This window comes from Caulobacter sp. GW821-FHT10F06 (assembly GCF_058809215.1).
On sequence record NZ_JBXASK010000001.1, the window covers coordinates 234,342 to 254,587 of the forward strand.

Annotated in this window: 21 protein-coding genes; 7 read left to right on the top strand and 14 right to left on the bottom strand. The window is 68.5% G+C overall.

Annotated elements, in window-relative coordinates:
• Window positions 1-2: 2 nt before the first annotated feature.
• Window positions 3-1,166, bottom strand: a complete 1,164-nt coding sequence (locus AC1RUS_RS01085) for a patatin-like phospholipase family protein (protein WP_492912164.1) — start codon at window positions 1,164-1,166, stop codon at window positions 3-5.
• A gap of 127 nt (window positions 1,167-1,293) precedes the next feature.
• Window positions 1,294-1,500 carry a cold-shock protein gene (locus AC1RUS_RS01090; protein ID WP_035045318.1) on the bottom strand — a complete coding sequence of 69 codons (207 nt, stop codon included), beginning with the start codon at window positions 1,498-1,500 and terminating at the stop codon, window positions 1,294-1,296.
• 355 nt (window positions 1,501-1,855) lie between these two features.
• Here AC1RUS_RS01090 and AC1RUS_RS01095 point away from each other — a divergent pair, with 355 nt between their 5' ends.
• Window positions 1,856-2,023, top strand: a complete 168-nt coding sequence (locus AC1RUS_RS01095) for a hypothetical protein (RefSeq protein WP_492912166.1) — start codon at window positions 1,856-1,858, stop codon at window positions 2,021-2,023.
• Window position 2,024: 1 nt separating this feature from the next.
• Here AC1RUS_RS01095 and AC1RUS_RS01100 read toward each other — a convergent pair whose 3' ends face one another.
• Entirely contained in the window at window positions 2,025-3,080 is a 1,056-nt protein-coding gene (locus tag AC1RUS_RS01100; RefSeq protein ID WP_492912168.1) for an alpha/beta hydrolase, read from the bottom strand.
• A 93-nt stretch (window positions 3,081-3,173) separates the two neighbouring features.
• Complete coding sequence (pgsA, locus tag AC1RUS_RS01105) at window positions 3,174-3,791, bottom strand: CDP-diacylglycerol--glycerol-3-phosphate 3-phosphatidyltransferase (RefSeq protein ID WP_492912170.1); 618 nt, start codon at window positions 3,789-3,791, stop codon at window positions 3,174-3,176.
• 195 nt (window positions 3,792-3,986) lie between these two features.
• Here pgsA and AC1RUS_RS01110 point away from each other — a divergent pair, with 195 nt between their 5' ends.
• Window positions 3,987-5,615 carry a sensor histidine kinase gene (locus AC1RUS_RS01110; RefSeq protein WP_492912172.1) on the top strand — a complete coding sequence of 543 codons (1,629 nt, stop codon included), beginning with the start codon at window positions 3,987-3,989 and terminating at the stop codon, window positions 5,613-5,615.
• 10 nt (window positions 5,616-5,625) lie between these two features.
• Entirely contained in the window at window positions 5,626-6,510 is an 885-nt protein-coding gene (locus AC1RUS_RS01115; protein ID WP_492912174.1) for a kinase, read from the top strand.
• Here the strand turns inward: AC1RUS_RS01115 and AC1RUS_RS01120 are convergent.
• Together AC1RUS_RS01120 and AC1RUS_RS01125 are read right to left on the bottom strand one after the other, a co-directional pair.
• The gene (locus tag AC1RUS_RS01120; protein WP_492912176.1) at window positions 6,507-7,055 is read right to left on the bottom strand and encodes a hypothetical protein; all 549 of its coding nucleotides are present in this window, start codon (window positions 7,053-7,055) and stop codon (window positions 6,507-6,509) included. The two genes, AC1RUS_RS01115 and AC1RUS_RS01120, sit on opposite strands and share 4 nt — an antisense overlap.
• 82 nt (window positions 7,056-7,137) lie before the next feature.
• Window positions 7,138-7,377, bottom strand: a complete 240-nt coding sequence (locus AC1RUS_RS01125) for a hypothetical protein (protein WP_492912178.1) — start codon at window positions 7,375-7,377, stop codon at window positions 7,138-7,140.
• 108 nt (window positions 7,378-7,485) lie between these two features.
• Between AC1RUS_RS01125 and AC1RUS_RS01130 the strand changes: the two genes are divergently transcribed.
• Complete coding sequence (locus tag AC1RUS_RS01130) at window positions 7,486-8,505, top strand: glycosylasparaginase (protein ID WP_492912180.1); 1,020 nt, start codon at window positions 7,486-7,488, stop codon at window positions 8,503-8,505.
• A 292-nt stretch (window positions 8,506-8,797) separates the two neighbouring features.
• On the opposite strand, the gene AC1RUS_RS01135 is transcribed toward AC1RUS_RS01130, so the two are convergent.
• Both AC1RUS_RS01135 and AC1RUS_RS01140 read right to left on the bottom strand, forming a co-directional pair.
• On the bottom strand, window positions 8,798-10,021 hold the full coding sequence (locus AC1RUS_RS01135; protein ID WP_492912182.1) for a TraB/GumN family protein: 1,224 nt from the start codon (window positions 10,019-10,021) through the stop codon (window positions 8,798-8,800).
• A gap of 300 nt (window positions 10,022-10,321) precedes the next feature.
• Complete coding sequence (locus AC1RUS_RS01140; protein WP_492912184.1) at window positions 10,322-11,059, bottom strand: copper homeostasis protein CutC; 738 nt, start codon at window positions 11,057-11,059, stop codon at window positions 10,322-10,324.
• Window positions 11,060-11,223: 164 nt separating this feature from the next.
• Here AC1RUS_RS01140 and AC1RUS_RS01145 point away from each other — a divergent pair, with 164 nt between their 5' ends.
• Window positions 11,224-12,789 (top strand): GH39 family glycosyl hydrolase, encoded by a 1,566-nt coding sequence (locus tag AC1RUS_RS01145; protein ID WP_492912186.1) that lies wholly within the window; start codon window positions 11,224-11,226, stop codon window positions 12,787-12,789.
• A 10-nt stretch (window positions 12,790-12,799) separates the two neighbouring features.
• On the opposite strand, the gene uvrC is transcribed toward AC1RUS_RS01145, so the two are convergent.
• The 3 genes from uvrC to AC1RUS_RS01160 are packed head-to-tail and all read right to left on the bottom strand — an operon-like array spanning window position 12,800 to window position 15,799.
• A complete protein-coding gene (uvrC, locus tag AC1RUS_RS01150) occupies window positions 12,800-14,701 on the bottom strand; it encodes an excinuclease ABC subunit UvrC (RefSeq protein WP_492912949.1) in 1,902 nt (633 codons plus the stop codon).
• A gap of 42 nt (window positions 14,702-14,743) precedes the next feature.
• Entirely contained in the window at window positions 14,744-14,917 is a 174-nt protein-coding gene (locus AC1RUS_RS01155; RefSeq protein WP_492912188.1) for a hypothetical protein, read from the bottom strand.
• A 15-nt stretch (window positions 14,918-14,932) separates the two neighbouring features.
• Complete coding sequence (locus tag AC1RUS_RS01160; protein WP_492912190.1) at window positions 14,933-15,799, bottom strand: hypothetical protein; 867 nt, start codon at window positions 15,797-15,799, stop codon at window positions 14,933-14,935.
• Window positions 15,800-15,908: 109 nt separating this feature from the next.
• Here AC1RUS_RS01160 and AC1RUS_RS01165 point away from each other — a divergent pair, with 109 nt between their 5' ends.
• Together AC1RUS_RS01165 and AC1RUS_RS01170 are read left to right on the top strand one after the other, a co-directional pair.
• Window positions 15,909-16,529, top strand: coding sequence for a TIGR02466 family protein (locus AC1RUS_RS01165; RefSeq protein ID WP_492912192.1), 621 nt, complete (start codon window positions 15,909-15,911; stop codon window positions 16,527-16,529).
• Between the two features lie 70 nt (window positions 16,530-16,599).
• Window positions 16,600-17,148 carry a YbhB/YbcL family Raf kinase inhibitor-like protein gene (locus AC1RUS_RS01170; RefSeq protein ID WP_492912194.1) on the top strand — a complete coding sequence of 183 codons (549 nt, stop codon included), beginning with the start codon at window positions 16,600-16,602 and terminating at the stop codon, window positions 17,146-17,148.
• A 2-nt stretch (window positions 17,149-17,150) separates the two neighbouring features.
• Here the strand turns inward: AC1RUS_RS01170 and AC1RUS_RS01175 are convergent, their stop codons facing one another.
• The 3 genes from AC1RUS_RS01175 to AC1RUS_RS01185 are packed head-to-tail and all read right to left on the bottom strand — an operon-like array spanning window position 17,151 to window position 20,135.
• Entirely contained in the window at window positions 17,151-17,705 is a 555-nt protein-coding gene (locus tag AC1RUS_RS01175) for a hypothetical protein (protein WP_492912196.1), read from the bottom strand.
• A 28-nt stretch (window positions 17,706-17,733) separates the two neighbouring features.
• On the bottom strand, window positions 17,734-18,423 hold the full coding sequence (locus AC1RUS_RS01180) for a DUF998 domain-containing protein (RefSeq protein ID WP_492912198.1): 690 nt from the start codon (window positions 18,421-18,423) through the stop codon (window positions 17,734-17,736).
• Window positions 18,424-18,437: 14 nt separating this feature from the next.
• Window positions 18,438-20,135, bottom strand: a complete 1,698-nt coding sequence (locus AC1RUS_RS01185) for a M20/M25/M40 family metallo-hydrolase (RefSeq protein WP_492912200.1) — start codon at window positions 20,133-20,135, stop codon at window positions 18,438-18,440.
• Window positions 20,136-20,246 lie beyond the last annotated feature (111 nt).

Here is a 20,246-nt window from a genome sequence, read left to right on the forward strand (position 1 = left end):
GCCTAGTGCCCGGCCGGCAGCTCGACCGGGATAGCGGGGGCCTGCCAGGCCTTGCCCGAGACGCCGCCGTCGTAGCCCAGCTTGAACAGCGCCTCGCGGTTGCCGGCCTTGAAGTCCAGGCCCGAGGTGTCGGCGTCGGCGTCGTCGGGGATGGCGGCGAACAGCAGGCTGCCGCCGTTGCGGCGGGCGAACGAGGCGCTGGCGGTCAGGTGGGTGCGCATCAGGGCCTTGCTCATCGTCGCCCACGAGCGGCCGACGATCGACAGGGCGCCGCCGCGCGTGAAGGCGAAGCCGCCGCCGATCTTGCCGTTGACGATCACCCGGATGCGGCCGGGCCGCGCCAAGCCCTTGTCGGGCGAGGTCCAGAGCAGCAGGGCTTCGGGCGCGACGAAGAACGGGATGGTCACCCCACCGTCGACATGCATTTCAGACAACCGCCGGCCCTTGCCCTCGACCTCGATCAGGGTCGGCGGGAAGACGCCGGGAATGCTGGCCGAGGCCACCAGCACGTCCTGGAACAGCTTCAGGGAGGCCGCGTCGCCGCGCGCGGCGATGGCGCCCATGTCCCAGATCACCGTCTCCTCGGTGTCGAGATTGGTGGTGGCGATCAGCAGCCGCCGGCCCTTGGCGTGCTCCACGGAGACCGCATAGAGCAGCGGCGGATCGACATATTTCTCGACCAGGCCGCGCAGGGCGGTGGTTTTGTAGAAGCTGGGCCGGAAGAAAATGTCCAGGCCGCGCCGGTTCAGGATCCGGCCTGCCGCCTCGCTGGTGTAGGCCTGGGTCAGGCGCTTGTCCCAGTCGGGGCCCAGGAAGGCGAAGGGGGCGGTCAGGGCCCCGGTCGAGACGCCGGTGACGATGTCGAACTCGGGCCGGTCGCCGGCCTTGGTCCAGCCGACCAGCACGCCGGCCCCGTAGGCGCCGTTCGAGCCGCCGCCCGAAATGGCCAGGACGTCGAAGGTCTTCTGATGGGCCGCGCGGGTGCGGGCGGCGTCGGCGAAGCGGATGCCCGCCTCGGCGTCGCTGGCGTTGAAGCGAATGTCGCTGAGGCCCTGGGGTGCGCCGCCGACGATGTCGCGGGCGGTGAAGGCGTCGCGGGGCAGGGAGCCGCAGGCGGCGAGGATCAGGCAGACCAGCGGGACAATCAGAATCCGGGCCGCGCGCATGCCGTTCAAACCAGGCTGGAGACGAGGCGGCGAGACTAGAAGCAGACGCCCCAAACGCAAATAGGCCGGCGCATGCGCCGGCCTATCGAAGCTTTCGAAAGCCCGGAAACCGGGCTCTCTGACTGGATTAAGCTTGCAGCTGGCCAGCGGACATCTTGCCGCTGCGCTTGTCTTGTTCCAGTTCGTACGTGATCTTTTGACCTTCGTTCAGCGTACGCAGACCGGCGCGCTCAACGGCCGAGATGTGCACGAAAACGTCGTTGCCGCCGTCGTCCGGCTGGATGAAGCCGAAGCCCTTGGTGCCGTTGAACCACTTAACGGTGCCGGTAGCCATGGTATGATAGTCCTTTGGATAGTAGTCGCCGCCGGAAGCGTTCCGTACGACGATCAAATTTCGTTGGGGATCGGTGGGCGCGTCCGGCGCTTCCGCGAAGGAAGCATGGAATAGCAGGCCGAACGGCAGCGAATTCGATAGCCTCATGATGCGGGTATAAAAGCTCGCCAGCAAGGAGAATCTTGGATTCTGCTTTTTGGCCCAGGCGGAACACCGTCGTCTGATCTTCGCAATTCGCTGCGCCTCGCCCACGAGATCCGATATTTCAAAGACCGCCTTTCGCCGCGCGAAACGCCTTGCGGGCGCCGCTATTGCAAGTCATTCTCAAAAATATCTCCGGCCTTGGGAGTCGAGAATGGTGCTGCGAACGACGGGCGCGAACTGGTTGTCGATGATGATGCGGGCCGAGCGCGCCCGCCGCGGGGAGACGATCCCCGACACCGACTGGCTGCTGCACGGACCCACCGACGGCGAGGCGGTCGAGGACGAGACCGCGCCGGCGATAAGGTTGGCGGCCGAGTAGCTCAGCCGGCCTCGAAGGCCAGTGTCCGGGCGAAGAAGGGCAGGGCGTCGGTATAGACGCGGCCGTCCGAACCCCAGTGCCGCTCGCCCCACCAGCCGCGATACTCCTCGGCCTCATTGGGTACGCCCAACTCCTCCAGCAGATTGGCGAAGGCGCGGTTGGCCACCACGTGATCCTGGTTGGCGTCGAACCGCCCCCAGTCGAACCTGAACCCCTTCAAGGCCTTGAGATTGTCGGCGTGGGCCGGCAGCAGGCGGTCCAGCAGGAAGTTGTTCTGCAGTCGAGCGGTCACGGCGGCGTCGGTGACCAGGCCTGCGCCGCGCCCGCGCGCCGGCAGGTCCGCGAACAGCGGGGCCTTGTCCGGATTGGGCAGGAAGGCCTGGTACAGGCTCAGGAAGACCCGTGAGAAGACATCGTCGCCCAGGTCGGCCGGCGACTTGGCGGCGGCGAGGCGATCGAAATTAGGCCGCGAGTTCATGGTCTGCTGGCCGATGCCGGTCCCGACCGGATGCAGGGCGTAGACGGTGTCGAACACGCCGGGCGCCAGCAGGGCGGTGCGGATCGCGCCGTAGCCGCCCATCCGGTCGCCCAGCAGGGCGCGGGAGCTGGGCCGGGCCAGGGTTCGAAAGCGGCCATCGACCGCCGCCGTCAGGTCCTCCGTCAAAAAGGTCGTCCAGTCGCCGGTCACCGGCGAGTTGGCGTAGAACGAGCTGCCGACCGGGGTCGAGAAATCGGCCGCCACCACGATCACCGGCGCGATCACCCCGGTTGAGATGGCCTGATCGAACACCGCCTTCGCGCCCTGCTGGTCGAACAGGGTGCGGTTGTCCTCGAAGAGGTTCGGCAGGAAGTAGATCACCGGATAGCGCGCCGCGCCCCGATCGTAGCCTTCCGGCAGGTAGGCTGTGACCTTGCGGACGGGCGACAGGCCGATCCGGTTATGCTCGAGATGCGGCGACCGTAGCTCGAAATCGACGAGGCGGCCCTCGGCCCGCGATGTCAGCGGCCAGGCGATCAGCAGCGCGAGAAGCAGCAGTCCGCGAACCAGGCCAGGCATGGCGTCCCCCGCCGTTCAAGATGGCGGGGTCAGCTTCAGCGCCGCTTGTGGCGGCATCATGGCGTTTGGAAGAACGACGGTTTCTGAGTTGCTTCAGGCCAGCGCCTTGCGCGCGGCTTCCCAGTACTGGGCGCCGGTGATCACGGTGATGACGGCCGCCACCCAGAGAAGGCCGTGGATGATCAGTGTGGCCGGGCCGACGACATCCGGCGTGTCGGGCAGGCCGAACGCCGACCACGAGGCCAGCACCATCTCGGCCCCGATCGCCACCAGCTGCAGGGTGGTCTTCCACTTGGCCAGCAGGGTGACGGGCAGCTTGATCCCCTTGCCGGCGCCGACCTCGCGCAGGGCGCTGACGGCGAATTCGCGGAACAGGATCAGGCCCGAGGGCAGCACGACCATCGGGTTGGGGCCCAGCGCCATCAGGCCCAGCAGGGCGCCGCAGACCAGGATCTTGTCGCCGATCGGGTCGAGGATCGCGCCCCAGACGGTGACGGCGTCCAGCTTGCGGGCCAGCCAGCCGTCGAAGAAGTCGGTGATGGCGGCGATCACGAACGCCCAGAACGCCCAGCGCTCCAGCCGCAGCTGGTCCTCGCCGGTGAGGCGTTCGCTCAGATAGGGCACCGCGCCGGCCGCGGCGGCCAGGGCCACGAACATGAACAGGGCCACGACGAGGCGGGAAGCGGTCAGGATGTTCGGAAGATTCTTCATGGTCCCGTTCTAACGCGGGAAAGCGCGGAAGGGCTATCCGTCGTCGACCGTTAACCGCAACCGGTGTTTTTGCTTGCCCCGGATCGTCGCGGGTTCGCTATACAGGCGAGACGGGATCGCGACGGGTCTCGCCAGTTGCGGCGACGCGCACGGATGGAACTGCTGGATCGTGTCGGAACACGGGCTCGGGGGAGCGTGAACTCGGTTCGCGGTCGCCTGGTCCTGTTGACGATCAGCCTGCTGGTTCCCGCCCTGCTCAGCATGGGCTTCCTGCTGGCCGGCGCCGACCGCCAGGGGCGCGGCCAGACCTACGAACAGATGCTGACGACCGCCCGGGCGCTGTCGGGAGCCATCGACCGCCAGGCCGCCGTCGGCGTAGCCGTGGCCGAGACCCTGGCCAGCGACCAGGCCCTGATCGCCGGCGACTGGCAGGCCTTCCACGCCCGCGCCCGCCGCGTCACCGACCAGCGCACCGGCTGGGTGGTGGTCACCGACATCGCCGGGCAGCAGATCGTCAACACCCTGCGCCCCTATGGAACCCCGCTGCCGAAGGCGGCGCGCGATCCCGGGCTGACCCAGGCGCTGCTGGCCGGCAAGAGCAAGGTCTCGGACCTGCGGATGGGCGCGGTCGCGCGGCGCTATCTGGTGACGGTCGGCACGCCCGTCTCCGTAAAGGGCAAGCCCTATGTGCTGTCCTACGTGGTCGAGGCGTCCTCGTTCACCTCGGTGTTCCGCCAGCAGCGCGTGCCTGACAACTGGGTCGCGACCCTGCTGGACAACAACCGCAAGGTCATCGCCCGCTCGCGCCGAAACGAGGCCATGACCGGCCACTCGGCCTCCGCCGACATGACCGAGAACCTCAAGCGCTCCAACGAGGGGGTCAACAAGAGCACCTCGCTGGACGGCGTGCCGACCATGGTGGCCTACACCCGCTCGCCGCAGACCGGCTGGACGCTGGTGGTGGCCATCCCTCGCGCCGACCTGGCCCGGACGGTGACCACTTCGGTCGCGGCAGCGACAGGGGTCTTCGGCCTGCTGCTGGCCCTGGGCATCGGCCTGGCCCTGTTCTTCTCGCGCGGCATCAACCGCCAGGTGGGCGGGCTGGTCGCCGCCGCCCGCGCCATCGGCCAGGGCGAAGCGGTGCAGGCCGCGTCCGAGCGCAGTCTGGAGGAGATCGCCGCCATTCAGGACGCCCTGGCCGCCGCCTCCCGCGAGCTGAAGGCCCGTGAGGAGCGTCAGGGCGTGATGATCAACGAGCTGAACCACCGGGTGAAGAACACGCTGGCCACTGTCCAGGCCCTGGCCCGCCAGACCTTCGGCAAGGTCGAGGGCGCGCCGGTCGAGGTGTTCACCGAGCGGCTGATCGCCCTTTCCGGCGCGCACGATCTGCTGACCCGCACGGGCTGGCGCCAGGCCGATCTGGGCGAGCTGATGCGGGTCTGCACCCAGGCCCATGGCGAGCGGGTCGAGATGGGCGGGCCGTCCGTGCCCTTGAACCCGCACACGGCCGTGTCGCTGTCGATGGTGTTCCACGAGCTGGCCACCAACAGCGCCAAGTACGGCGCCCTGTCGGCGCCGACCGGGCGCGTGACGATCGCCTGGCGCATCGGCTCCGACGACGAGAAACTGACCATCACCTGGGAGGAGACCGGCGGACCTTCCGTCGCCGCGCCCAACAAGCCGGGTTTCGGCACCCGCCTGATCGACAGCTCGATCCGCCGCGAACTGAAGGGCGAGCCCCGGTTCGACTTCCGCTCCGAGGGCCTGGTCTTCGAGGCGACCCTGCCGCTGTCGGGCGCGGTGCGCTGGTCCAACCCCTTCTGAGGGCCCGATCATGGACGCCGACCTGATCGCCGTCTTCATGGACGAGGAGCGCCTGCCGCCCGCCTTCGCCGACCTGGCCGCCCGTCTGCACCTGCCGCTGGCGGCGCGGATCGCCGTGGCCGCGCAAGGGCGAGACAGGCCGCTGGTCGTAGGGCTGTGCGGTCCGCAGGGCGCGGGCAAGTCCACCCTGGTGGGACTGGTCACTCGGCTGCTGAGTGGGCGGGGCCTGGCGACCGCCAACCTGTCGCTCGACGACCTCTACCTGACCAAGGCCGAGCGCGAGGCCCTGGCGGCGCGGGTCCATCCCCTGCTGCGCACGCGCGGCGTTCCGGGCACGCACGATGTCGCCCTCGGCCTCGGCGTGCTGGACGATCTGGCGCGGCCGGGACCGACGCTGATCCCGCGTTTCGACAAGGCCGCCGACGATCGCGCGCCGAGGTCGGGCTGGAGCCCGTTCGCGGGCCCCGCCCGGGTGATCCTACTGGAAGGCTGGTGCGTCGGGGCCCGCGCCCAGCCCGTGTCGGCCTTGGCCGAGCCCGTCAACGCCCTGGAGCGGGACGAGGACCCTTCGAGCGTCTGGCGCGCCCACGCCAATGCGGCCCTGGCCGGCGCTTATGCCGAGCTCTTCGCGCGGCTCGACCTCCTGATCGCGCTGACCGCCCCGGACTTCGCCACCGTCCGCGCCTGGCGGGGCGAGCAGGAGGCGCGGCTGCGCCAGCGTCTCGCTGTCGAAGGCCGAGATCCAGCCCTCGCCATGGACGATGCCGCGCTGGACCGCTTCGTCGCCCACTACCAGCGGCTGACCGAGTGGATCGCCCAAGATCTGCCAGGCCGCGCCGACATCGCCGTGCGTCTCGACGCGGCGCGCTGGCCGGTCGAGACGCGCGGGCTCTAGTTCTCGACCGTCCGCACCCGATCCTTGATCCGCACGGTGTAGCAGCGCCGCTTGCCCAGCTCGGTGCCGCAGAAGCCGGGCTCCTCGGCGCCGGCGTGCAGTTCGACCCAGCGGTCGCGCTGACACTGGAACCAGGCGTGCTGGAACTGCAGGTGCTCGACGTCCTGGTGGAAGACCGGTGTGTGCTGGACGCTGTAGAACCGCACCATGCCGGTCAGGCCGCCGAAGCTGCCGCGACCGTTGACCAGGCCGCAGATCTGTCCGGTGCGCGTGGACCAGACCGCGCCCAGGTCCAGAGGATTGGTCTGCTTCAGCCGCGTGCTCAGGTTGCCGCGCACCAGGTTCCAGGTCGCGCGCGCCTGCGGCCGGGCGGCGGCGAGCTCCGCGTCGGTGGGCGGGCGCAGGGGCGCGTTGCGGCGCTCGAACCGGGTGATGTCGACGGCCCAGTACGCCAGGCCCGCCAGGATGCCGACCACGAACAGCGCCGAGATGATCCGGGGAATCAGCGGCATCCGGGTCGGCTTGTCCCACACCGGCTTGGTCATCGGCGTCCTCCCCAAGAGCGATGGCGGCACTCTAGGAAGGTCAGCGACGGTTTGACAACTGTAAAAAATTACTGACGTGAATTCATTTGGGCCGCGTGGTGTCGCCTGCGCCGTCCTCGTCCTCCTCGTCGCGTGCGATCGATTCCGAACGCGGCGGCGGGGGCGGATCGGCGGTGAAGAACGCGCCCAGCAGCATCATCATGCCGGCCAGCGGCGCCATGGCCCGCTTGGATCGCTTGGCGTTGCTGATCGCCCAGGCGGCGAGAGGGCCCAGCACGGCGATGACAGCCAGGGTGATCAGGGCGGCGGAAAGATCGCTCATGCCTTCGATGTGGTCGCCGCAAGCTGGACCGCAAGGTCGCAGCGGGTTTGGATCGCCTCCGCCGCGCGGCGCGGCTAGGCTCGACGGCGACAGCTGGAGGGACGCCGCATGAGCTTGAGTCGCAGAGGTTTGATCGGGGCGTCCGCCGTCGGCGCGGGCTTGTTGGCGTCGGCCGCCAAGGCGGGAGAGGGCATGACCAAGCTGTCCAAGCCGTGCGTGATCTCCACCTGGGACTTCGGCGTGCCGGCCAACCACGCGGCCTGGGCGGTGCTGTCCAAGGGCGGCCGGGCGCTGGACGCGGTCGAGGCCGGGGCTCGCGTGCCCGAGCAGGACCTGAAGAACCACAGCGTCGGCCGCGCCGGTTATCCCGATCGCGACGGCCATGTCTCACTGGACGCCTGCATCATGGACGAGCTGGGCAACTGCGGCTCGGTGGCGGCGCTGGAGCACATCGCCCACCCGATTTCGGTGGCCCGCAAGGTGATGGAGAAGACGCCGCACGTGATGCTGGTCGGGGCCGGCGCCCTGCAGTTCGCGATCGAGCAGGGCTTCCCGCGCGAAGAACTGCTGACCGAGGACTCCCGCATCGCCTGGGAGGGCTGGAAGAAGGACGCCAAGTACGCGCCCAAGGCCAACAGCGAGAATCTCGACTATCGCCAGACCAGCGGCCGGCTGGGCACGCCGGGCGGGGCGAACAACCACGACACCATCGGCATGCTGGTCCTCGACGCGGCGGGCGACATCTCGGGCGCCTGCACCACCAGCGGCATGGCCTGGAAGATGCGCGGCCGGGTCGGCGACAGCCCGATCATCGGCGCGGGCCTCTATGTCGACAACGAGGTCGGCGGCGCCACCTCGACCGGCGTCGGCGAGGAGGTGATCCGAAATGTCGGCAGCTTCCTGGTGGTGGAGCTGATGCGCCAGGGCCGCTCGCCGCAGGAGGCCTGCAAGGAGGCCGTCGCCCGCATCCTGAAGAAGAAGCCGGCGGCCAAGGACATCCAGGTCGGCTTCCTGGCGATCAACAAGCAGGGTGAGGTCGGAGCCTGGGCGATCCAGAAGGGCTTCACCTACGCGCTCTGCGATGGGGCGGATCAGAGCGCTCTGCTGCCGGGTCAGAGCTTCTACTAGGAGCAAGACACAGCCGGAGACTGCGATCGACAAACCCGGCTACCGGCTCTGCGAGCGGCCATGCCGAAGGTCTGTTCGGGGTGGTTTGCGACATCCACGCCCCGGAACTCGGCCTGAAGAGCGAGCTGAGGGCGAGGTGGTGAAAGGCCGCGAGCCGGATCGAACATCTGATCTGCGACGAACCGGCCCGACGCGGACGTTCGATTGAAGCCGCGCGAAGGTCGACCGCGGCATAGCCGAGGCCCCAGGCCTTGGGCGCCCGCCTTTCTGCGCGATGGCTGTCGGAAAACGTTCAGGGCAGGCGCGGCGGGGCCCAGTCGGAACCACGCACCACGCCGGCGATCCGCAGATAGTCGGTGGCCGGGGCCTTTGGATCGTCGGGAATGAAGTTCTGGCCGATGCTGGTCTTCACCGCTGCGAAGTCCGGCGCAGCGGCGAACGGCGAGCCCGGCGCGGCCAGGTCGAACAGGGTGACGGTGGCCGGCGCGGTGGCGGCGCGTAGGTCGGCCGAGCCGTCCATCTTGATCATCGGTCCGTCGACATTGAACTGGTCGAGCCGCAGCATCTGCACGCCGCCGGGCATCGGGGCGGGAATGACCACGGCGCTGTCGAGCAGCACCAGGCCGATGCTGACGATCGACTTGGCGGCCGGCAGGGTCGACTGCCTCACCCGCGTGGCGAACGGCGGAGCCTTGTTCACCGAAGCCTGCAGCACGTGATAGACACCCCACAGCCCATAGGCCGGGCGATCGCCCAGCGCACCCGTGGTCACCAGATGCTCATAGCCGGCGAAGATCGTGCTCTCGCGATTGCCGCCGGACGCGCGCTGGGTCAGACCGGTCTTCAGCGCCGCGCGCGTGACCGGATCGCCGCCTTTGGACGCGTCCAGCCAGGTCAGGGCCAGGGCCGCCTTGGCCTTCTCGCCCTTCAGCGCGTCGAAGGCGGCCTTGTCGGGCGTGGCGCCGGCGGCGGCCAGCCAGTCGATCAGCAGCGGCCAGTCCTGGATGGCGTCCAGACCCCAGAAGCGGATGCGCTTGCCGGCCGGCAGGGTCTGGTTGAGCGCGCGGATCTTGCGGATCTTGGCCTCGAACAGCTGGTTTCCCCACTGGGCGCTATTGGTCCAGAAGTCGAACACCCGGTCCAGATCGGCCTCGTCGCCGGTGGCCAGATAGCGGTTGAAACGCTCGGCCTGGACCGGATCGATCTCGGCCACATAGTCCTTCAAACCGACCTTGCGATTGAGCGTGGTCAGCAGTTGCAGGTCGATGGCCTGAGGCGCGGCCGCGCCATGGCTCTCGCCCAGCAGGATCAGCCGGGCGCGATAGATGTCGGCCGGCAGGTTGAGGACCAGCGGGCCGGCGACGGGGCCGGAGGCCACCACGTGGGCCTTCAGATAGTCGACCTTGGCGGGCTCGACCGCCTCGACCAGGGCCTCGGCAGGGAGAGACGGCGGCATCTGGGCGAACGCGGCGGCGGGAGCGATGGCGAGCAGCAGGGCGGGCAGGAAAAAGCGCATGGGCCTCTTAGGCACGTCTGGCGCGAGCGTTCAATCAAATGGCCGACACAACGACGCCGCCGCGCGAGTGGCGACGGCGTGGAAGAAGATGATGACCATCAGCCAGGCGCCGAACGGCTGCTTTCGGGTCTTGTGACGCAGAGTCTGACGGGCCAGCAGGCCGGCTTAGAGGGGTGAACGTCCGCTCCGGGTCGTGAGCGCAAATTGGCGACTGTGACGCAAGCGGACCTTCAGATCGCCACGGCCGGCCGTTGTCGGTCCTGGCAACATCCGCCCTCGTGGAGCGTCTGGCGATCCGACCTAGAGACCCTTCAGCGCGGCCACGGCCGCCGCCACCGCCGTGCGGTCGGTGTCGCGCAGGTCGCGATCGACGAAGCCCATGGCCCAGCCGCGTCCGTCCGCACCGCCATCTGTCCCGCGCGCGGCGAGGCCGCCGAACGAGCCGTGCACCTCGGTGACGCCGGTGCGGGCCACGAGGTCGGCGACGTTGCCGGGACGCACGCCGGCCCCGGCCAGGATGCTGATCCGTCCCCGCCCCTGTTCGACGAGGCCGGCGATGGTCTCGACGCCATCGAGGGCGCTGATCGCGCCGCCGGAGGTCAGCACGCGGGAAAAGCCCAGGGTGATGGCCGTCTCCAGCGCTTCGGTCAGGTCGGGCGTCAGGTCGAAGGCGCGGTGCAGGGTGGTGTCCAGGCCCTCGGCGTGGGCCTTCAGCGTCTCCAGACCCCGGGCGTCCAGGGCGCCGGACGGCAGGTTGGCGCCGATCGCCACGCCCTTCAGGCCATAGGTCCGGGCCGCGTCGATGTCGCGACGGATCGCGTCCAGCTCGACCATATCGTAGCAGAAGTCGCCGGGCCGGGGCCGCAGCATCGGATAGACCGGGATCGGCGCGGCGGCCGCCAGGGCCATCAGACCCGGCGACGGCGTCATGCCCTGCAGGGCCAGGGCCGAGCACAGCTCCACTCGTCCCGCGCCGCCGGCGATCGCCGCGGCCAGGCCGGACGGGCTCTCGACGCAGACTTCAAGCAGGACAGGCATGGGCGGCTCCTCAGGGCGGTCAGGTCTTCCAACCATCGACGACCGCGGCGCGCCAGACGATGGAAAACTTATCCACAGGGTGAGGCGTGGTCGAAGCCTTGCAGCGGCCACATGCCAGCGTTATCAATCTTGAAAACACAGCCACATATAAAAAAGGAGGCCGCTTGCCTGTCTCATGGAAGTGGGGAGCGGTCCTGATCTGGGCGCTGACGATGGGCTTCTCGCCCGTCCAGGCCGCGAGTCCAGCCGCGCGGTCCATTGTCGTCGACGTGAAGGCGGAAAGCCGCCCGCGCGATCGGATGGCGGAATATTCGATCGGCTCGGACTATCCCGGCACCCTGATCCGCGAGGACAGCCTGGCGCAGTTGAAGACCGTGCGCGACGAGCTGGGCTTTCGCTATGTCCGCTTCCACGACATCTTTCACGACGACATGGGCGTCTATCGTCAGGTCGACGGGCGGCCGGTCTATGACTGGACCCGCATCGACCGGCTGTATGACCGGCTCCTGGCCATGGGCCTCAAGCCCTTTGTCGAGCTGGGCTTCACGCCCGACGCCATGAAGACCTCGAACCAGACGATCTTCTACTGGAAGGGCAACACCTCTCACCCTCGGCCCGAGGCTTGGACCGGACTGATCGACGCCTTCGCCCGCCACCTGATCGACCGCTACGGGGCGGCGGAGGTTCGCAGCTGGTATTTCGAGTTCTGGAACGAGCCCAATCTCGACGGCTTCTGGGAACGGGCCGACCAGGCGGCCTATTTCGATTACTACGGCCGGACGGCGCGGGCGCTGAAGGCCGTGGATCCGGGCCTGCGCGTCGGCGGCCCGTCCACCGCCGGCGCCGCCTGGGTTCCGGAGTTCCTGGCCTATGCCGACCAGCACGATCTGCCGGTCGACTTCATCACCACCCACACCTACGGCGTCGAGGGCGGTTTCCTGGACGAAAAGGGCGAGGGCGACAACAGGCTGTCGCGCGATCCCGACGCGGTCGTCGCCGACGTGCGCAAGGTGCGCCGCGAGATCCAGGCCTCGTCCCGACCCGGCCTGCCGCTGTTCTTCACCGAGTGGAGCGCCAGCTACAATCCGCGCGATCCGATCCACGATGACTATCTGAGCGCCTCCTATGTGCTGACCAAGCTGCGCGAGAGCGAAGGCCTGGTCCAAGGCATGAGCTACTGGACGTTCAGCGACCTTTTCGAAGAGCCGGGACCACAAGGTCGGCCATTCGAAGGCGGCTTTGGCCTGCTGAGCCCGCAAGGCCTGCGCAAGCCGGCCTATTTCGCCTACAAGTACCTCAATAGCCTGGGCGACCGTGAACTGCCGACCGGCGACGCCCAGAGCATCGCGGCGCTGAAGGGCGACAAACTGCAGATCCTGGCCTGGCGCTATGAGCTGCCCGATCAGGCGGTGAGCAACCGACCCTTTTTCCGCCGGGTGCGAGAGCCCAAGCCGGCCGCGCCGCTGGAGATCGCGATCGCGAACCTGCGTCCCGGCGTTCATCGGGTGACCGTGCGGCGGGTGGGTTTCAAGGCCAACGACGCCTACACCGCCTATCTGGAGATGGGCGCGCCGGCGACGCTCGACGACGCGCAGTTGAACCGACTGCGCGCCCTGACGGGGGATGCGCCCACGATCCATTCCATCCGCGTCGGCGCCGACGGGCGGGGCCGGCTGAGCCTGCCGATGCGAACCTATGACGTGGTGCTGGCCGAGGTCGACGCGCGGTAGTCCGCCAGCCTCAGCTCTTGCGGAAAAACGCGTGGATGCGTTCGGCCAGGGCCTGGCTGACGCCTTCGACCTTGATCAGGTCCTCGACGCCCGCGCGGCCGACGCCCTTGGCCGAGCCGAAGGCGTGCAGCAGGGCCTTCTTGCGACCGGGGCCGACGCCCTCGATCTCGTCGAGGGGGTTCTTCTTCATGTCCATCGAGCGGCGCGTGCGGTGGGCGCCGATGGCAAAGCGGTGGGCCTCGTCGCGCAGGCGCTGCAGGTAGTAGAGCACCGGCGACTTGGGCTCGAGCATGAACGGCGTCTTGTCGGGCATGAAGAACCGCTCCAGCCCCGCGTCGCGGTCCGGGCCTTTGGCCACGCCCACGACGGCGATGTCGTCGACGCCCAGATCGGCCATGATCTCCAGCGCCGCGTCCAGCTGGCCCTTGCCGCCGTCGACCAGCACCAGGTCGGGGCGGGCGCTGCTGTCACCCTCTTCCTCTTCCTTGACCAGGCGGGCGAAGCGGCGCTTCAGCACCTCCTTCATCATGCCGTAGTCGTCGCCGGGGGTGAGCTCAGTGCTCTTGATGTTGAACTTGCGGTACTGGCCCTTCATGAAGCCTTCCGGCCCGGCCACGATCATGCCGCCGACCGCATTCGTGCCCTGGATGTGGCTGTTGTCATAGACCTCGATCCGCTCGGGCGGGCCTTCCAGGCCGAACGCCTCGCAGACACCGGCCAAGAGCTTGGTCTGGGCCGAGCCCTCGGCCATCTTGCGGCCTAGCGCCTCGCGGGCGTTGGTCAGGGCGTGGGCGACGAGGTCGGCCTTCTCGCCGCGCTTGGGGACACTGATCTCGACCTTGCGGCCGCTCTTCAGGGCGAAGGCCTCGGCCAGCAGGCCGCATTCGGCCGGCTCGATATTGGCCAGGATCAGGCGCGGGATCGGCTTGTCGTCGTAGAACTGGCCGAGGAACGCGGTTATCGCCTGGGCTTCCTCACTGACCCCTTCCTCCTCGGCCGCGCCGGTGATGCGGGGGAAGTAGGCCCGGTTGCCCCAGTTCTGGCCGGCCCGGAAGAAGAACACCTGCACGCAGGCCTGGCCGCCCTCGACGTGCAGGGCCACGACGTCGGCTTCCTCCACGGTCTCGGGATTGATCTGGCTCTCCTGGGCCACGGACGAGAGGGCGCGGATGCGATCCCTCAGCCGCGCGGCGCGCTCGAACTCCAGCTCCTCGGCGGCCTCTTCCATCGCCTTGGCCATGGTGGCCATCACCGCGCGCGACTTGCCGCGCAGGAAGGCCTCGGCCTGGTCGACCAGCGCCTGGTAGTCCTCAAGGCTGACAAGGCCCGTGCACGGCGCGGCGCAGCGCTTGATCTGGTGCAGCATGCAGGGCCGGTCGCGGGTCTCGTAGACGCTGTCGCTGCACGAGCGGAGAAGAAACGCCTTCTGCAGCGTGTTCAGCGTGCGGTTCACCGCCCAGGCGCTGGCGAACGGCCCGAAATAGTCGCCCTTGATTGCGTGCGCGCCTCGATGTTTGCGCAGCTGCGGCGCGGCGTGGTCGCGACGGATCATGATCTCGGGGAAGCTCTTGTCGTCGCGCAGCAGCACGTTGAAGCGCGGCTTCAGCGACTTGATCAGGTTGATCTCGAGCAGCAACGCGTCGGCTTCGGTGCGGGTGGTGACGAACTCCATGGCCCGCGTGGCGTCGACCATGTGGGCGATGCGGTTGGTGTGAAAGCGGCCTTGCGCGTACTGCACGACGCGCTTCTTCAGGCTCTTGGCCTTGCCGACGTAGAGCACCTCGTCGGCGTCGCCGATCATCCGATAGACGCCGGGCGCGTCAGGCAGGCGCGTGACCTCGTCCTTGATCAGGGCGGCGCCGCGCAGGGCGTTGGCGAGGGGAGGGGCGGTGTCGTCGTTCACGCTCCCGATATAGGCGACTCGACGGGCGAGCGCATGGGGCGCTGCGTGAGACTAGACCCGGAACGTCGCGGTCACGGTGTAGGTGTCGCCCTTCTTGACCACGTCCACGCGGATCGCGCCGTCCCGCCAAAGATCGGCCACCAGGGTGGGACGCTGCGCCTCGGTGACGCCGGTGTAGACGTATTGCTTGAGCTCGTGACTGACTTCGGCAGTGTTGTCTGGCATCGGTCTTCCTCCCGTCTAGTTGAGCGTTTCGCCGGCCGCCTTCAGGCAGGCCGCGAGCTTCGCGCGTTCGGCGACCGGGCCGTTGATGGCGGCGGTGACGTCGCGAGACGCCGCGCCTGCCGGAAGGCAGGCGATCAGCTTGGCCTCGTGCGCGGTGTCGCGATTGACGCCGTCGGGCGTGCGATAGGTGTTCAGCTTGACGGCTAGGTCGTCGTAGCTGGCCGCGACCTTGACCACCGACGCGATGCGCTCGTCGGCGGCCTGGGTCTGGACGCCGGCTTCCTTGGCGATCTCGCCCAGGGCCCCGTTCAGGGTTCCGGCCGTGTAGTAGCTTTCGAGGTCGGCTAGACCGGCGACCAGCGGATAAGCGGCGTCCGTCCGCGCCATGCCCTCGGTGATCTTGGCCAGGATGGTCCGTCGCGAGGCGTTCATCTGGGCGATGATCGCGGGCAGGGTCTTGCTGAAATAGACCTCCTTGTCGACCGTCGCGCGCACGCCCAGGGCGGCGCTGGCATAGGTGGCCAGGCGGGTCTTGGTAGCGGAGCTCTTGGCCAGGGACGTCGCGCCAGTCAGGCCCACGGCGACGATGTCGGAGCCCAGGGCGAAGGACTTCTGCTCGGTCGACAGCGACTGGGCGAAGGCGTTGTAGTTGATGTCGGTGGCGTAGAGCCGCGCGCGGATGATGCGGTCGCGCTGCTGGCGTCGTCCGGCCTCGTCCTGGGTCTGGTCATAGGCGCCGATCGCCGACGGCAGGGTGTCGGCCTGGACGTGGGCCAGGGCCTCTTTGCGGCTTTCGAGAGGCGCGGGATAGCCGCTGAAGCTTTGGCAACCGCCAAGGCCGATCGCAATCACGATCGACAGACACACGACGACAACGCGCATTTCCTCCCCCTTTGAAGAACGCCGATATTTCAAGCTATGCCGTATTTCCTGATAATACAATCATGGAGCGTATTTTGACTTCGCCGGCGCAGGGCGCTACGCCGCCCCCATGACCACGCGCTCGCTCTTCGTCACGCCGCTCTATGAAGCCAGCCTTTCGGGCGAAAAGGGGTTCGAGGTCTTCATCGACGACCTGCACGACGCCTGCATCGCCGTGGCCGAGGAGGACGAGGCCGGTCAGGCCTGGGCCGAGAAGAAGGGCTATCTGGGCTACACCTCCTACGCCTCGCTGGACGACTTGCCCCAGCGCGACAGCCTGTTCGCGGACCTGAAGAAGAAGCTCGACAAGCACGCCCTGGCCTTCGCCAAGGACCTGCGCTTCGACCTGGCGGGCGGCAAGCTGGTGATGGACAGCTTCTGGATCAACATCCTCGATCCGGGCGGTCAGCACACCGGCCATATCCATCCGCACAGTGTGATCTCGGGCACGATGTACGTGACCATCCCGGCCGGCGCCTCGGCCCTGAAGTTCGAGGATCCGCGCCTGCCGATGATGATGGCCGCGCCGACGCGGGACGAGGATGCGCCGGAGAGCCTGCAGCCGTTCGTCTATGTTCAGCCCGAGCCGGGCACGATCCTGCTGTGGGAGAGCTGGCTGCGCCATGAGGTGACGCCCAACCAGGCCGAAGAGCAGCGGATCAGCATCAGCTTCAACTACGCCTGGCGCTAGGCGGGGCGACAAGCGGGCGGTGAACCAAGGCTCGAGTCGGCGGTTATCCTTGCAAGCCAAGGAGTTTCCGATGACGACGACCCCCGAGCATTCCGGCGCGGCGATCACTGTCCAGAAGGTCAAGGCATTCGGCGACAGCCAGATCATCCTCAGCACGACCTCGATCAATCTCGAGGGCCGGCTGGACGACCGCCACTCGGCCTATCACGACAACCGCTCGCCGCCGCTGGTGTGGTCGGCGGTGCGCGACGCGGAGGCCTACGCCATCATCGTCGAGGATCCGGATGCGCCGCGCGACCAGCCGTTCGTGCACTGGCTGATCTGGAACATTCCGGGCGAGGCGACCAGCCTGCCCGAGGGGCTGCCGTCCGAGCCCGTCCTCGGCCGCATCGGCGGGGCCATCCAGGGCGTCAACGACAACGGCACGGTCGGCTATTTCGGACCCCGGCCGCCCGTCGGCCATGGCGTTCACCGCTATCACTTCCAGATCTTCGCCCTGGTCGCGCCCCTGGCCTTCGCCTCCGACGCGCCGCTGGACGATCTGGTCAGCGCGCTGAAGGGCGCGTCGCTGGCGGATGGCGACCTGATCGTCACCTACGAGGCGCCCAACACGCAGTAGGCCTAGGGGCCGCAGGTCCAGGTCCCAGCAAACACTCGGCTGGCGCCGTCGGCGCGCTGGTAGGTCAGGGTGGCGGGATAGGGCGGCGACTCGCCGCCGCCCGTCGCCGGGCCGGTCACGGCGATGACGATGGTCTTGCCCTGGCCGGTGAAGGTCGCGCCCTTGATCATGCCGTCGAAGCCGCCTGGCGCGGCGATGCGCTCGACATAGCCCGTCACCTTGACCAGGCCCTGAGCGGCGCTCTTCGACCACACAAAGCCCTGGGCCAGGATCAATTGCTTGCCGTCCGCCGAGAAACCGCAGGCGAGTTCGCCGTCGATGGGGTTGGCCTGCATGTCGGCCGAGGTCAGTTCGGACAGCTGAATCTGCGAGCCGTCGCCGCCCACGGTCTCTCCAGAAGGCGGAGCGGGCGGCGGGGATGCGGCCGGCGTCCGGATCTCCGACCCGACGGCGGACGGCAGCTGTGCGGGAGCCTCTGTCTTCCGGTCCGAACAGGCGGCGAGAACGAGGACGGCGGCGGCGAGTGTCCAGCTGGTGGCGCGGTGTCGACGGATCATGGCGGCGTCGTCTCCCTTTCAGGAAAGCCTAGACGGCCGCCGGTTCGGCCGCCAGCCGCGTCTTCCAGCCGCGCTCCAGCGTCCAGGCGGCGATGGCCAGCCACAGCAGGCCCAGGAAGGCGTGACCGCGCTGCCAGAGGCCGACGTCGCCGCCGGTGCGTACGTTCCACACCCCGGTCAGCAGGGCCAGCACCAGCAGCAGGCCGAAGAACCAGCCCAGCGAGAAGTGGGCCAGGCGCCGATAGCCCGGCTTGCCCCACAGCGCCCAGGCGGTGAACAGCGGCGCGAACTGGATGGCCAGGCCCACGCCGCAGGCGCGGTGCATCTCGTCGGGCCAGTGGAACAGGCCGGCGAACATCGCGCCCAAGCCCGTCAGCGCCACCCACAACCCGGCGAACCCCGACACCGTGCGGCGTGCGCCGGCGTGCTCCAAGGCATGGGCGAAACCCGCGCCCGCGAACAGGCCGGCGAAGCCCGCCACGATCATGCCGATGTTGAAGACCAGCGGGTTGGGCGAGGCCGGCCCGCCCAGCTCGCTGATGAACTGCGCGCCGGGATTGAAGCCGGGGAACAGCTTCTGGGCCAGCCACACGTCGGCGACCATGATCACCGGCGTGATCACGCCGATCTTCAGGTAAGCGCCAGTACGGGCAGACACGCGGGCAGGCCTCGGAAACGAAGAGGGCGGCAGAATCCCTTCCGCCGCCCCCCGGGTCAATGGCTTTCGACGGCTTACTTCGCCGCCGACGGGTGACCGGCCGGCGCGAACTGGCCGCCGAAGAAGTCGCCCTTCTTCCAGACCGGGCGGGCCGGCGCATCGGCCAGCTCGCGGGCGATCTCGTAGTTGACCAGGGCGAACTTGGCGGCCGCCTGGTAGTCGATCGGCTGGGTCAGGTCGTCGCCGACCTTGTGGTAGTGCGTGGCCAGGAAGTCCTTGAAGGCCTTCTCGCCGCCGTTCTGGAAGCCGGTCATCAGGAACACCGACGGGATGCCCTGCTCGACGAACCGGTAGTGGTCCGAGCGGGTGAACAGGCCCTCTTCAGGCAGCGGGTCGCCCGACAGGGCGATGCCGACCCGTCCCGAGGCGCGGCGCACCGCATCGCCCACGGTCGAGCGGTCGGCGCCGAACGCCACCACGTCGGTGAACGGATACAGCAGCACCGGCATGTCCAGGTTCACGTCGGCGGCGATGTCGGCCTTGGGGACCGTCGGGTTGTAGGCGAAGTATTCCGAGCCGATCAGGCCCTTCTCCTCGGCCGTCACGGCCAGCAGGATGATCGAGCGCTTCGGACGGACCTTGGCTTCCTTGAAGCCGCGCGCCACTTCCAGCAGCGTCGCGATGCCCGAGGCGTTGTCGAGCGCGCCGTTGTTGATGCGGTCCTCGCCGGGCTTGGCGTTGTCCTTGATCCCGATGTGGTCGAGGTGGGCCGACAGGATGATCGTCTGGGCCTTCAGGGTCGGGTCCGAGCCCTCGATCATGCCGACGACGTTGCTGCTCTCGCGCTTCTCGATCTCGGACTTCAGCGAGACCGAGGCCTTGAACGGCAGATCGAAGCCCTTGACCAGGCCGTCCGGCGTCTCGGCGGTCGACAGCACGGTTTCCAGGGCCACCGGGGCGCCTGCGAACAGCTTGGTCGCGCCCTTCAGGCCGATCGAGGCGAGGCTGGGCGAAGTGACGCCGCGCACGTGGCCGACGTCGTTGGCCTCGCGCCAGGTCATGCGCCATTCGCGATAGCCGTTCACGCCGCGCTCGAACGGACGGCGCTTCTCGCCGCTGCTGGTGGGCATGACGATGACGCCGACCGCGCCGCGCTTGGCGGCCTCGGCGCGCTTGACGTTGGTGTTGCTGTAGTGGGCGCGCTCTTCGGTCTGGAAGGCGCTGGGCGCGCCGCTCATCAGGACGACGATCTTGCCCTTCACATCCAGGCCCGCATAGTCGTCGCGGCCCCGCTCGGGCGCGACCACGCCGAAGCCGACGAAGACCAGCGGGGCGGTGACCGAGACCTCGGTCGTCTGGGCCTGGGCCGAGGGCAGGTAGTCCTCGCCGAACTTCAGGTCGATCGCCTTGCCGTCGGCGCCGGTGATCGAGAACGCGCCTTCCGAAGCGTTCTTGTAGGCCAGCATCGGCACGTGCTGCAGGTACTTGCCGGTGTCGCCGGCCGGCTTGACGCCCAGCAGGGCGTATTGGGCGGCGACATAGTTGGCGGCGATGTCATAGCCGCGCGTGCCGGCCTCGCGGCCTTCCATGGCGTCGTCGGCCAGGAAGGTCATGTGGGCGCGGATGGCGTCGGCGGACGGCTTGAAGCTCGGAACATAGGCCTTGGACTTGGTCGGGGCGGCGGCGGGCTTCGGCGCGGTCGCGGCCAGGACGGGTTGGGCGACCATGAGCATGGCGGCGCTGACGAGAGCGGCGCGGCGCGAAAAGGACATCAAGCAAGGCTCCAGGGGCGGGTCTTGCCCGCGAAAGGGCGGAACCTTGGCCAGACCGTGGCGGATTGTCGAGCGCGGCGACCTGAACGTTTTGTAATCTTTGCCTATTCG